Annotated in this window: 13 protein-coding genes; 6 read left to right on the top strand and 7 right to left on the bottom strand. The window is 52.0% G+C overall.

What is annotated here, in order from left to right:
* Positions 1 to 28: 28 nt before the first annotated feature.
* The 3 genes from murJ to L3K52_10115 all read right to left on the bottom strand — a co-directional run bounded on the left by murJ (position 29) and on the right by L3K52_10115 (position 3,187).
* Positions 29 to 1,585, bottom strand: a complete 1,557-nt coding sequence (gene murJ / locus L3K52_10125) for a murein biosynthesis integral membrane protein MurJ (GenBank protein UOG90564.1) — start codon at positions 1,583 to 1,585, stop codon at positions 29 to 31.
* 83 nt (positions 1,586 to 1,668) lie between these two features.
* Positions 1,669 to 2,493, bottom strand: coding sequence for a hypothetical protein (locus tag L3K52_10120; protein UOG90563.1), 825 nt, complete (start codon positions 2,491 to 2,493; stop codon positions 1,669 to 1,671).
* A 64-nt stretch (positions 2,494 to 2,557) separates the two neighbouring features.
* Positions 2,558 to 3,187, bottom strand: a complete 630-nt coding sequence (locus tag L3K52_10115) for a hypothetical protein (GenBank protein ID UOG90562.1) — start codon at positions 3,185 to 3,187, stop codon at positions 2,558 to 2,560.
* 58 nt (positions 3,188 to 3,245) lie between these two features.
* Between L3K52_10115 and L3K52_10110 the strand changes: the two genes are divergently transcribed.
* Both L3K52_10110 and L3K52_10105 read left to right on the top strand, forming a co-directional pair.
* Positions 3,246 to 4,025, top strand: a complete 780-nt coding sequence (locus L3K52_10110) for an ABC transporter ATP-binding protein (GenBank protein UOG90561.1) — start codon at positions 3,246 to 3,248, stop codon at positions 4,023 to 4,025.
* Positions 4,026 to 4,090: 65 nt separating this feature from the next.
* A complete protein-coding gene (locus tag L3K52_10105) occupies positions 4,091 to 4,837 on the top strand; it encodes a hypothetical protein (GenBank protein UOG90560.1) in 747 nt (248 codons plus the stop codon).
* A gap of 2 nt (positions 4,838 to 4,839) precedes the next feature.
* Here the strand turns inward: L3K52_10105 and L3K52_10100 are convergent, their stop codons facing one another.
* The 4 genes from L3K52_10100 to L3K52_10085 form a co-directional block, all read right to left on the bottom strand.
* The gene (locus L3K52_10100; protein UOG90559.1) at positions 4,840 to 6,396 is read right to left on the bottom strand and encodes a class I SAM-dependent methyltransferase; all 1,557 of its coding nucleotides are present in this window, start codon (positions 6,394 to 6,396) and stop codon (positions 4,840 to 4,842) included.
* Between the two features lie 28 nt (positions 6,397 to 6,424).
* Entirely contained in the window at positions 6,425 to 6,913 is a 489-nt protein-coding gene (locus L3K52_10095) for a hypothetical protein (protein UOG90558.1), read from the bottom strand.
* Positions 6,914 to 7,004: 91 nt separating this feature from the next.
* A complete protein-coding gene (locus tag L3K52_10090; protein UOG90557.1) occupies positions 7,005 to 8,375 on the bottom strand; it encodes a leucyl aminopeptidase family protein in 1,371 nt (456 codons plus the stop codon).
* A gap of 17 nt (positions 8,376 to 8,392) precedes the next feature.
* Positions 8,393 to 10,093 carry a hypothetical protein gene (locus tag L3K52_10085; GenBank protein UOG90556.1) on the bottom strand — a complete coding sequence of 567 codons (1,701 nt, stop codon included), beginning with the start codon at positions 10,091 to 10,093 and terminating at the stop codon, positions 8,393 to 8,395.
* Positions 10,094 to 10,254: 161 nt separating this feature from the next.
* Between L3K52_10085 and ndk the strand changes: the two genes are divergently transcribed.
* From ndk to L3K52_10065, 4 genes are read left to right on the top strand one after another with little or no spacing between them, the layout of a single operon-like run.
* Positions 10,255 to 10,686 (top strand): nucleoside-diphosphate kinase, encoded by a 432-nt coding sequence (gene ndk, locus L3K52_10080; GenBank protein UOG90555.1) that lies wholly within the window; start codon positions 10,255 to 10,257, stop codon positions 10,684 to 10,686.
* A 19-nt stretch (positions 10,687 to 10,705) separates the two neighbouring features.
* Positions 10,706 to 11,812, top strand: coding sequence for a 23S rRNA (adenine(2503)-C(2))-methyltransferase RlmN (gene rlmN, locus L3K52_10075; protein ID UOG90554.1), 1,107 nt, complete (start codon positions 10,706 to 10,708; stop codon positions 11,810 to 11,812).
* Between the two features lie 7 nt (positions 11,813 to 11,819).
* Complete coding sequence (gene pilW / locus L3K52_10070) at positions 11,820 to 12,551, top strand: type IV pilus biogenesis/stability protein PilW (protein UOG90553.1); 732 nt, start codon at positions 11,820 to 11,822, stop codon at positions 12,549 to 12,551.
* Between the two features lie 16 nt (positions 12,552 to 12,567).
* The gene (locus tag L3K52_10065) at positions 12,568 to 13,698 is read left to right on the top strand and encodes a DUF4115 domain-containing protein (protein ID UOG90552.1); all 1,131 of its coding nucleotides are present in this window, start codon (positions 12,568 to 12,570) and stop codon (positions 13,696 to 13,698) included.

The following is a 13,698-nucleotide window of genomic DNA, read 5'->3' as shown; positions in this document are numbered from 1 at the left end:
TGCACGAAGTGTACCAGAGAAAAAAGTTTCAGCGCCCCAACATTTGTTTAAACGGCATACCCAGCAACCGCAACGCTGTAAAATAGCTGCTTAACGCCAGCACCATCAGCGCCGTCAACCAGCCAATTCTTGCCCCTGTGGAAGCCGTTTGCCACCACGCATCCGCCGGAGATGCCAACCAAACCAACGCCGTCATCACGCCGCAAGCCACGCCGATTTTCAGCAAAAAGATGTACCAGCCGTTCGTGGGTTGAAAAATCTGCTGTTTACGCAAGTGATAAAACAACAACCCCGCATTCACATACCCCGCCAACGCAGTTGCTAATGCTAAACCCGCGTGCGCCCCCGCGATACCTGAAAAATACCAAGGCAACACGATCAACACATTCAGCGCCATGTTCGCCCCAATCGCGATCATGCCGATTTTAACCGGGGTTTTGGTATCTTGACGCGAATAAAAACCGGGCGCTAACACTTTCACCAGAATAAACCCACTTAAGCCGACCGCATACGTCATCAAACTCAAGGACGACATTTGCACATCACGCCACGCAAATTCACCGTGCATCATCACCGTTGCCAGAATCGGCTTTGCCAACAACACCAAACCCAGCGTCGCAGGCAGCGAAATCAACACCCCCAGCCGCAATGCCCAATCCATCGTTTGCTGAAATTGCGCCGCATCTGCCTTGGCATGGTCGCTGGATAATTTGGGCAAAATCACCGTCCCTAACGCCACCCCGACAATCGCCAACGGCAATTCCACAAAACGGTCGGAATAATACAACCACGAAATACTGCCCACTGCCAAAAACGACGCCAGCAAGGTATTGATCAACAAATTCAACTGCGCCACTGACGAACCAAACAAAGTCGGAATCATCAGCGTCATAATCCGGCTAACCCCTTCGTGAGCCTTACGCAAACGGAAACGCGGTAGCAATCCCAAGCGCGTCAAGGTCGGCAACTGAAACACCAATTGCGCCAACCCCGCAAAAAACACCCCCCACGCCAACGCCAAGATTGGCTCGTCAAAATAAGGCGCACCCCACACCGCTGCCGCAATCATCACCACATTCAACAACGCAGGCGTTAAAGCCGGAATCGCAAACCGATGAAACGTATTCAAAATCCCACTGACAAACGCCGTCAGCGAAATAAATAAAATGTAAGGAAAGGTAATCCGCAGCATTTCCACGGCTAAATCCGGTCGCGCACTCGGTTTGCTGGCAAACCCCGGTGCAAACACCCACATCACCACAGGTGCTGCGATCACGCCGATGACGGTAATCACCAGCAAAATCAGCGCCAGATAACCCGCCACATGATCAATCAAATCCTTGAGTTCTGCCTGACCACGCTTTTCCTTGTATTCCGACAACACCGGCACAAAGGCTAAGGAAAACGCCCCTTCCGCAAACAAACGCCGCAACAAATTAGGGATGCGGAATGCCACATAAAACGCATCGGTTGCGCCATCCACCGGAAAATAACGCGCAACGATCATATCGCGCAGCAAGCCCAACACGCGGGAAATCATGGTCATGGCGCTGATCACAGCACCGGAACGCAATAAACGGCTCATGGTTTAACGGGGTTTCCACAAAAAGAAGCCGCGATTCTGCCCGAATCACGTGCAAAGGTCATGCAGGAAATGTGGAGTTGCCGTCACATCTGCCCCAATGCCGAGTGTTGGAACAACACTTTGCCCATGTAACGCGCTCCTTCCTTGGTCAAATGCCGCCCGTCATACGAAATCAAATTCACATCATCGGTAAACAACGGGCAGCTCGTATCATCGCCACACACCAAATTGTGCGGGTCAACAAACAATACCTCTTTGCCTAAGCCCTTCGCCAACACCGCATTGATGGCTTTTGCTTCGCTAGGGTCTACCTCATTTTCCAACTTTTTCAAATCATTGGCAGGCATTCGCAAGTATTGCCGCACCGAAATCTTGCCGAAAAACTTGCTGCCCACCACCACTACCCGTTGCCGGTGTTGCAAACCCAAGGTATGCAAGGTCTGTGGCAATGCCGCCGCAATCTCCGGTTTCCAGCGGGATGCAAAAATCACCACATCGGCTTCTTGCATCTGCGCTTTAGCACGCTCCAAACTGTCGGCTCGCTCTGGCGTGGCACACAAGCTACGATCTTTGGCAGCAATGTACTTAGGAGCCGCATCGCCCGCCACGGTTTGGCAGTCATACGGAATAAAACGCAGCGCAATCTGGTAATCACGCAAATACCCGTTTTCCTGCATACTGTTCAAAAAATCGCAGGCGTAACTGTCGCCGACAATCAGCGCTTTTTTCGTCGATTTAGTCGCGTCAAACGTCTGCCCTGTCAACGCACGGCACTGAGAAAAAGCGTATTCGCCACTGGCTTTGGTATCAGCCGCCGTCATCAAATTCTGTTTCAACGACGTTTCTGCCGCCGTCGACATAGACCACACCACCATGCTGGCAAGCAACCCTGCTGCTTTGCGAAACATGCAAACCTCCTTCAAATGAGCGCAAACCCGGTACTATAGAACAAATCGGTCAATCAATCCTGCTCTACAACGGACGTGCCGCCACCTCACGTTGATGATCCGGCTCCACAGGCGGTTCAAATACCGGCGGCTGCCCCGGCGAACTTATCTCCAACCCCTGCTCCGCATCCACCAAATCTTTGGCTAAATCAGCGCCACTCATTCCCGCTAACGCCCCAATCAGCCGGGCGCGGGTGTAATGTTTCACTTTGCCTTCCAAACTTTCGCACAAGCTATTCGCCAGCAAAAAACGTTGCGTCACTTCCAAACGTCCTTGAAACAAGGTGAGTTGCTCCAAGGTTTTGCCATACAAAAAGAAATTCACCCCAGCAACAAATTGCACCATAGCACCGCCAATCACACTGATGATGGCGACATCCATGCTCTGACCCAGCATAAAGCCAATCGCCGCGAGGAAAAACAGCAAGCCCACCACACTGGCAATTAATGCCCACCGAAAACTGCGCCCTGCTTGCGACAAGGATAAATCGTAAAAACGCGACAGCAATTCAATTTGCGACGCGGCAATTTCTTTCACATCACCGCTGGCGGCCTCGGTCAAGCGCTTCAACGCGGGTTCGGTGACGCCGGAAATGGCTTCTTGGCGGACATTAAGAAAACCGCCCAACATACTCTCACGATTACTGGTGTTCATTTTATTACGGCTCACAGGTTATGATGCTTGGATTATAGCGCAATGGAACCCCAACGCCGTGATACCTCTGTTATCCATTCAGCAATTACAGCTTTGTTTTAACACCCCTGACGGCGTGATCGAAGCCGTGCGCGGCGTGGATTTGCAACTCATGGCGGGCGAAACCCTCGCGGTAGTGGGCGAATCCGGTGCGGGCAAAAGCCAACTGTTTCACGCGGTCATGGGCTTACTGCCACGCAATGCCCAAACCCGTGGCAGCCTGCAATTTGCGGGTACAGAATTGCTGAATCAGCCGCCGCGCGTCCTCAATCAATACCGTGGCAAGCGCATGGCGATGATTTTCCAAGACCCGATGACAGCGTTAAACCCGCTACTGACCATCGGGCGACAACTCACTGAAGTGCTGGAAGTCCATCAAGGCATGAGCGCGACAACAGCACAACAACAAGCACTGACCATGCTCGATCAAGTGCGCATTCCCGATGCCCGCCGCCGCTTACACAGTTACCCGCACGAACTTTCTGGCGGAATGCGCCAACGGGTAATGATTGCAATGGCACTGCTGTGCGAACCCGAATTGCTGATTGCTGACGAACCCACCACCGCTTTGGATGTCACGGTACAATCCGAAATTCTCGCACTGTTGCGGGACATTCGCGCCCAGCGGCAAATGGCGCTGGTGTTGATTACCCACGATTTACCCTTGGCGGGCGGGGTGTGTGACCGCATCGCCGTCATGCGTCACGGTCAAGTGGTAGAAACCGGCACCGTAAACCTTATGTTTGATCATCCGCAACACCTTTACACCCGTGAATTATTGCTTGCTTCCCGATACTGAACATTTCTTTATTCTGACAGTCTGAAGCAGTAGACTGGGCTTCGGGGGCAAACAAGGAAATCATTATGCACACCACATCGCACACCGTATTCGCAGGATTATTGCTGATCAGCAGTTTGCTCCCTGTCAGCGGCTGTGCCGGGGAAACCCTAAAAACTGACGGTGCCGCATTGTGGCAACCGGGGTGGCAATGCGGGCAAGCCGAGCGCGTCAGCAAAGCGTTTGTAAACTCACTGATTAAAAACAATGCGTTACACGGTTATGCCTTAAAGGGCGTAACACTGCCGTTGTTGATTGGGCAAAATCCGGCGGAATCGGGCGCTATTTTATTCGCCAAACGCGATACTGTTTGGCAAGCCTACCCGATTGCGGATGGCAGCGCGGTACTCGCCGCTTACAGCACACCATCGTTGAACCGCGTGACCTTGTTTGCCACGTGGGGACGCGAAGGCCCCGGCAATGATTACATTGTTTTGCAGGGCAAAAACCAGTTGAGCGACTTCAGTTGCACCACCGTGCATCTTCCCGCTGAATTAAATCGCCCCAATTGGGGCAACCATTACCCCGGTCTGCACGATTTCAATATGGATAAGCAAGGGCGCGGCACACTGATCACGGCGGCGTATGTGCCAGCGGGCAGCGGTGAACGCAAACAATGGTATCAATACAGCAGCAATGACTGGGGCAATAGTTGGAGCGAAGCCCGCCAAATAACCGCAATGCCCACCAAATTGAGCGGCATTTTTCAGCCGATTGCGGAGATTCCCGCCCCCACATGGCTGGTAAAAAGCTTAGTAGCAGGCACACCGTAACGTCAAACCAGCAAACCATGCCGCGCAAATACACTCAGCAAATGCTTAACATTCGCCGCAATTTCTTTCTCCAAGCCTTTAGCGCTGGCTTGTGCTTGTTTACCACCGGGGATTGGTAACGCCCCAGTGGTCACTTCCTCACACAAAAGCTGGGTAAGTTCGGGAACAGTGTGCGTGCCATCCAACGCCTGCAATAAACGGCTGGAAAAATTATCCAGGCTCAGGGCTTGGTGGCGAATACTCGCCACACTTTGCCAACCTTCAGCCGCTTGCAAGCGTGCCAAAGCCTTGGCTTCAGGGCGTTCCGACCATTCGGGCTTGATCAAGCAGGGATGCAAATGCCCATACACCGCACGATAACTGTACAAGCTGAACCATTCACTCACCAATTCGCTACGAGCATTCGCAAATTGCTTGCCGCCAGCATCACGTACCCGTTCGGCGGCATGAGCGTATAACTCGGTGAAATCCGGGGTGTAAGGGTGTACTTCCTGCAAATACAGCAACGCAGCTTTGCTCAACGGGTGTGTCACCGTCAACTCAGTATTGTCTGGCGTCAAAAACGCCACCGGCTTGGTATTGCTCAGATTCGCTTTGCCTTTAAGCCGCAGATCCGCGCTGTAAAAAAACTCGGTGAACACATCCACATCCACCGCACGTTCCAGCGGCACCTCGGCACGGCATAACACGCTTTTGCGGAATGCCCGCATCCGCACAAAATCCATCCATTGCTCATGCTGCAACGGGTCTTCAATATCACCCAAGGCAGCTTGCGCGGCTCCGCTCAGCGTGGTGTCGAACAAGGTGTGCAAATCGGTTTCGCACACGTATTGCAATTCATGCCGCTGGGCATCAGCAAGGAATTCGCTAAATAAAAAAGCGTTGTTTTCGCCCGCCAAATATTCGTGCAATAAATAACTGGGGTGCGAACCGAGCAAATAAGTGATTTCTTTTTGCACATAACGTTGGCTATCCGCTTCCGCCCCCACCAAAGCCTGTTGCAAACGCTCTAAAGCGGCAATCGCGGCACGGTATTTAGCCGCCGCCCCCGTTACCTCGCGGGTCGCGTGCAATAACAAATCACGCAAACTGCCCCGCATTCGCCAGCCGGGAAGTAAGTTGTAACTGATGTAAGCCAGCCCGTGCGGTGTCAGACATTCCCGCGCCACCGCCAAGATTTTTTCACGCACCACAGCGGGAACCCAGGAATAAACGCCGTGGGCAATAATGTAATCAAACTGCCCCAACGCGGCAGGATCAATCTCCAAAATATCGCCGACATCCAAACGAATATTTTGCAACGGTAATTGCTCGACAATCCGCTGCCCAATCGCCACTTGCGCACCGGATAACTCGACTCCCACAAACTCACTGGCGGGTAAATGCCAAGCCATCGGGATTAAATTGCCGCCAGTCGCCGAACCCAATTCCAATACCCGGCATTGTTGCGGTGAGGCAGTCGGAATCCCGAATAAACGCCCTAATGCAGCCAGATTACCGGGGTGCGTTTCGGGGAAAGGATTGGTTTCGTATGCAAGTTCGTCATAAAAATCGACCATAACAGCAGGCTTCCTACGCAAAGCAACGTCAATGAATTGGCAATGCTACCACCATCCTGAATTCCAAACGGGCATTACCTGCCGCTTTTAGCCAGAAATTTTGCACTGCCAATTGATGCGCAGGGGTTTGCTTGAATTGCATGGTGTAAGTGTCATCCACCGCCACGGCTCCCAATTCTGCGCGAACCGGCGCTGACTGCCACACCACCATCCCATTGCGCACATTCAGGATATACGCCACGCCCTCGCGCCCGTTTAAACGCTTTTGAGTCGTCAACGTTTCCAAATTTTGTTGCATCGCAGGATCATCAACCGGGCTGAAACGCCCATCGTCTTGGTATTCCAAACTTCCCAACAAATCGTACAGCAGCTCGCCCTGTACCTCAGGGTTCGCTGCCAGCTTATAAGGGAACACCAACAGGGCTGCTGCTAAAAACGTTAGCATCAATCCTGTTAGGGCGATCCCCAAAGCAAAATGACGGGCGATGTTACGCTGCGCCGCGTACCGTCGTTGCATATTATTCCAACCTATCTAACACTCGAATATTTTGATTATAGACCAGAATAAGAAAAATGAATCGAAACTGAACGAAAGAGTCCGCAAAAGTTCAATCACCGCGATAAACGGCTTCCAAATAGTGATAAACGGCAAACAAACCCATCGCCTCCCCACCCACCGGACGACCGGCACGTTCACGGGTATTCCAGGCCATCACATCAAAATGCGCCCAAGGTATGGACTCCGGCACAAACTCATTCAGGAATAATGCCGCTGTAATTGCACCGCCATAGCTCCCGCCACTGTTGGTAAAATCGGCACAGCCGCTTTTCAACTGATCGGAATACGGGCGATGCAAGGGCAGATTCCAAATCAATTCTTCCGCATCCGCCGCTACTGCTTGCAGTTTAGTGGTCAGTGCTTGGTTATTGCTGAAAAATACCGGAATTTCCGTTCCCAACGCCACCCGCGCTGCGCCGGTTAATGTCGCAAAATCCAACAGCAAATCCGGCTTGTGACTCACCGCATCCGCCAGCGCATCACACAACACCAAGCGCCCTTCGGCATCGGTATTATCCACTTCCACCGATTTGCCCGCACGGGTTGCCAAAATATCGCCGGGGCGAAACGCATCCCCGCCAATCGCATTGTCCACCGCCGGAATCAGCACACGTAACCGCACCGGAAGCTGCAATTGCATAATCAATCGCGCCAAGCCCAGCACATGCGCCGCGCCGCCCATGTCTTTCTTCATCAAACGCATGTATTGCGACGGTTTAATGTCCAAACCGCCGGTATCAAAACACACGCCCTTGCCCACCAACGTCACCGCCGGATGCTCAGGATTACCCCATTGCAAGGTCAGCAAACGCGGCGCATGAGCACTGGCACGCCCCACCGCGTGGATAGCGGGGTAATTCTGCGCCAGCAACGCATCACCCACAATTTCGCTGAAATCCGCACCAAACGCACGCGCCAATTCCTGCGCAGCGGCAGACAAATGTTGCGGCATCATGTGATTCGCGGGTTGATTCACCAAATCCCGTACCAATGCCACCGCTTGCACAAAAGCCTTGGCACGCGCTTGCTGATTTTCCACGAATAACACCGGGCGGGCTTTATTATCCGGTTTGGTGTAATACTCAAAGCGGTAATAGCCCAAACCCCAGCCAATGCTCGCTTGTAACTGCGCCTCCGCCGACCAATCGCACACCAGATGGTAATGTCCACCCGGCAATTTGTTCGGTAATGCCGCCAGCGCCCAACGTACTCCAGCGTCGGCACTATAACCCACCAGCACTTTACTAATGCCACCCTGTCCGTCTGGAATCAAACACAGTTGCCCAGCATTCGCCTTAAAATCGTGCAATTTTGCCCATTGCCGTTCAGCCTCAGGCAGAGAGGCGCTAAACGCCTCCCACGCGGCTGGCAACAACGGGTGAATCACTACCGAATACGCCGGTTTTTCGTGTGTAAACATCGTCTTCCCCCTGAATCTTAACGCTTACAACCATCCCACCAGCACGGCGTGCTGCGGATAAAGTCCAGCAATGCTTGATACTTTGGCGCTTGGCTGGTCGGTTGCGTAATGTATTCCTTCGTACCCCACGGGCCGTGCTTGGTGAACGTGCGCGGCGCGGTGTAATGCATAAACAAAGTACCACCCTCGGCTTTCCACGCATTCAACAAGCGGTCGTAAACACCGCGCATCCGAGGGTCACGGTTCGCCGCAAACAACACCGGATTAGGGAACTCATCATCGCTTTTCGTTTTAAAATCCGCCAGCCCTTGACCCGCTTCATACGCGACCAAGCGCAAACCGTATTTATCGGTAATCGCTTTTTGCATCCGCACATAACCCATTTCTTTGTCGAGTGAATGGCGGTAAATCGGGTTATTAATCAAGTCAAAGGCTTCTTCAACCGTTCTGACATTGCGAATTTCCGCATGACCACCGAACACATACGGCCCAATCGCGAAGGCATCCACGTGTTTGTAAGCATCTTGATGGCTCAACACGGTTTCGGTCAACTTATCATTCACCGTCCAGCCCGCCAAAATACGCACCAAACGCTCAGAGCCACCGTACACGCCTTCCCAAATCTTGAAAATCTCCACCGAACGTTGCGAATAATAACGGTGTCCGGCACGCTGCGCATTGGAATCCAAGCCCAAACGCATCCCCATATCAATCATGTAGTTAGCTTGGGTGAAAATCGTATTCCACGCCTCGTTGCTGTATTCGATATGCGGCTTGAGGTTACTGTTCAAATGCTGTTTCACATAAGTTGCGAATTCACGCACGTAGTTATCGTCTGCCTCGTGCGGCAGCGTGAACCACGGGTCAGCATTCAAACGGTTGGCGAGTTCCACCTGAATTTCCAGCGGTGCGCCGCGTGAGGCTTCTTTACCACCCCACGTTGCCTTGCTCATTTGATTGCGATCTAACCAGGTGCGTTCATCACTGCGGGTCACGCCACTCATGTTCATGAAGCGAATCGCGCGAAAATCTTTCATGAATGCCATGAAATCAGGGTTGAAAATAATGCTACCGGAATGTTCTGCGAACGCTTTGAAATCCCCACACGCGGCGGCGGACGCCACACGCTGGAACGGATTACTCGCACAAATCCCGCCCGGTGGCAGAATGCGGATGTTGCGCACGTAATTTTGTGGGTTACTGCGGGTAATCAGCAACGATGTATTCAACATGCCATCATCACCGGCGGCAATCGCAATACTGTCCCGACCCGGTTGGCGCTCGATCAAAATCGCATCATTCATGTATTGAATTTCGCCTTCGCCGTCATACAGCACGGTGTAGGTGCCTTCAGGAATAACGGCGGCGGGTAAATTGGAGAGGAAGCGTGTCCCCGCTTGCCCGCCATTTAAATTGGCAGGCCAACCATCGGTATCATAAAGCACATTGCCTTTGGTCAGCCAAGGGCTGGCTTCTTGGAAAGGCATCGCCGCTCGCATTAAGTCGATGAAAGGCATACTTGCATCGCTTTCCAAAATTTCGTTGGTATTCATGCCCAAGGGAGAGGCCGCATTATTGGTAGAAAATGCAGTTTTCGTCGCAGACAGCGCAGTGGAATCCTTTATCACCGCCTTGCCGCCAGTGGTCGTACCGCAGCCAGTTACGCCCAGTGACAATACACCACTTATAATTATCAATCGGGTCAGTTTCGCCAGCATATTAAGTCCTTTTCATCGATTATTGCTTGTGATTTACCGTTTGTAATGAAGTCTAGCACGGGGTTTGCACTTGATGCGACGAATATGCTTTGCCTGCATGATGCACACCCATTACAATTGCGTCCTTATTATAACCTTAACTTTTTATTGGAGTATCCCGCATGGCGATCGAGCAAACCATTTCCATTATCAAACCTGATGCTGTTGCTAAAAACGTAATCGGTCAAATCTACAGCCGTTTTGAAAACGCTGGCCTGAAAATCGTTGCCGCGAAAATGACTCACCTGAGCCAAGCGGATGCTGAAGGTTTCTATGCAGTGCATAAAGAGCGCCCTTTCTTCGGTGATTTGGTGGCATTCATGATATCTGGCCCGGTCATGATCCAAGTGCTGGAAGGCGAAGACGCCGTTAGCAAAAACCGCGAACTGATGGGTGCAACTAACCCTAAGAACGCCGACGCTGGTACAATCCGTGCAGACTTCGCTGATTCCATTGACGAAAATGCCGTTCACGGTTCTGACAGCGCAGAAAATGCTGCGATTGAAATCGCTTACTTCTTCGGTACCGATGGCGTATGCCCACGTACCCGCTAATTTAAGGTAAACGTCATCTGTGTCTGACACTGTTAAACAAATTAATCTGCTGGATTTTAGCCATGAAGGGCTGAAAGCGTATTTCACCTCCATCGGTGAAAAGCCGTTTCGTGCCACCCAAATCATCAAGTGGCTGCACCAGCTTAATGTTGACAGTGTTGACCAGATGACCAATATCAGCAAACCGTTGCGCCAATTTTTAACGGATAATGCCGTGATTCGCGCCCCGGAAATTGTGATGGATCAACAATCCGCCGATGGTACACACAAGTGGTTGTTGCGGTTGGACGATGGCAATGCCATTGAAACCGTGTTCATCCCCGAAGACGATCGCGGTACGCTGTGCATTTCCTCGCAAGTCGGTTGTGCGCTGGATTGCACCTTCTGCTCCACCGCCCGCCAAGGTTTCAACCGCAATTTAACGACAGCGGAAATCATCGGGCAATTGTGGGTTGCCAAACGCACCCTGCAAGCTGACCCCAAAGGCGCTCGCGTTGTCAGCAATGTGGTGATGATGGGCATGGGCGAACCTTTACTGAATTTCGATAACGTCATCAATGCCTTGCGCCTGATGATGGATGACAATGCTTACGGTCTGAGCAAACGCCGTGTCACCCTCAGCACCTCTGGCGTATTGCCTGCGCTGGATCGTTTAGCCGATACGCTGGATGTTTCGCTGGCAGTATCGTTGCACGCCCCGAATGACGCATTGCGTGACCAACTGGTGCCGTTAAACCGCAAATACCCGATCAAGGACTTGCTCGCCATGTGCCGCCAGTTCTTGGAGAAAAAAACCACCGAACGCAATCACATTACGTGGGAATACGTGATGCTGGATGGCATCAATGATAGCGATGCCAATGCCCACGAACTCGCCAAAATACTCAAAGGCATTCCCTCGAAGATTAACCTGATTCCGTTTAATCCGTTTCCCGAAACGCGCTATAAACGCTCTAGTAACAACCGGATACACCGCTTCCGTGATATTTTGACCGAAGCCGGTTATACTGTGATTACCAGAAAAACACGGGGTGACGACATCGACGCGGCTTGCGGGCAACTTGCAGGCCAAGTCAATGACAAAAGCCGCCGAGAAATACATTTCGCACGCATCGAACGGTCATAAAATACCAATGAAAATAATAAAGTACGCATTGTTGGCGCTATTGATTAGCAGCATGGGCGGCTGCTCCAACACAACCTCCAGCACTGATGATAAAACGGGCAGCTATTACACCCAATTAGGCATCGGTTATTTGCAGAAAGGGCGTTTGGATTTAGCCAATATGAATCTGGAAAAAGCCTTGGCGCAAGATTCGCGTTCTGCACCGGCACACCATTATTATGCCTTGCTTCAAGAACGTTTGAAGGATGATGCTAAAGCGAATAAACATTTCCGCAAAGCACTCAGTCTTACGCCCAACGATCCCGATTTACTGAATAATTACGGCTCACACTTGTGCCGCACGCAACAGTATGCGGCCGCAGAAACGGCTTTTCTCAAAGCGCTTAGTGATCCGCTTTATAAAACGCCGGAATTTGCCTACACCAATGCAGGCATTTGCACCAAAAAAGCAGGCAATGTGGCAGCAGCGGAAACGTATTTCCGCCAAGCACTGGAAAAAAACGACCGTTTCTCGGAAGCGCTTTACCAGATGGCCAGATTGCACCATGAAAAAGGTGAGCCAGCCAAGGCAGAAGCGTTTATTTACCGCTATAATGAAGTGGCACCGGCAACCCCAGACGGTTTGCTGCTGTGTTACCAAGTACAAACACGCTTGAATGCAATGGATAAAGCGGATGCCTGTGCCAGCACCTTGCGGGAAAAATTCCCTGATAGCAGCGCTGCCAGCCAAATTAATTGATTAAATTGGAGGACACGTGACAGAGACAGCCCACTCAGTCGAAGAAAGGACATCTGCGGCGGTGCAACCCGGCGACCTGACCGCCCTGCTCATGGCCTGCCGTGAAAAAGCGGGGCTTGACATCGAACAAGCAGCGGAAGAATTGCACCTATCCACTCACATTATTAAAGCACTGGAGCGGGAAGATTTCGCTCACCTGCCCGAACCGCCTTATGTTCGGGGCTATTTGCGCGGCTATTCCAAACTGGCAGACATTGATGCTAAAGAGCTGATTCGTACTTACGAAGCCCTACGCGGCGCAAAACCCGATGAAATTGCCCATCACTTTGCCCCCGCCAGACCGCTTAACAAAGTGGCACAGCCCATGATCTCAACCTCCACCCTGAAATTTATCGGGTTTGGGGCATTAGTCTTATTATTGGGATTATTTTCCATGATTCCGGGGGTGCGTGACTGGGCAAACCATACTTGGTCATCGTTTTCTGCACAAACCAATCCACCTGATTCCCAACAACGTCCGCCATCTGCAATGGAAGCTTACGTTGCGCAAAAAGAAGCCTTGGAACGCGAAAAAGCCGCCGCCGAACAACAAGCTCAGCAAGCAGCAGCACCCAGCACTCCTGCACCAACGCCAGCGCCTGTTCCTGAAGTGGTAGCAACCGCGCCAAGCATTCAAGCAACGCAGAATCCTGCCACACCAGCACCGGAAGCAACGGTTACAAGCACTCAAGATACCGCCGCGCCAACCGAAGCTAAAGCGGCTGAAACAACCGCCGTAACCCCTGCTCCTGCAACCACGCCTGCAACAACAGCACCCAACGCAGCGGAAACACCTGTCACACCACCGGCAACAACCCCGACCGATAACGCTGCAACACCCACCGATACCGCTGCAACACCCACCGCTGGTGAAGTCAGCATCAAAATGGAATTCGCCGAAGAAGTCTGGATGCAAATCAAAGGTGATGATAAAAAGACCTTGTTCGAGTCCCTCAACACGGCTGGCAATATCAAAGAATTCAAAGCCGCACCGCCGCTGAATGTCAAAATCGGTAATGCACCGGGCGTTAAGATTTTCGTCAATGGTCAACCCTTCGATTTGACTGCACACACCAAGGGCAGCGTTGCCCGTTTCCGAGTCGAGTAA

Source organism: Candidatus Thiothrix sulfatifontis, from assembly GCA_022828425.1.
GTDB lineage: Bacteria > Pseudomonadota > Gammaproteobacteria > Thiotrichales > Thiotrichaceae > Thiothrix > Thiothrix sulfatifontis.
Note: the sequence above shows the minus strand (reverse complement) of the source record. Positions and strands in the feature narration are given on the sequence as shown.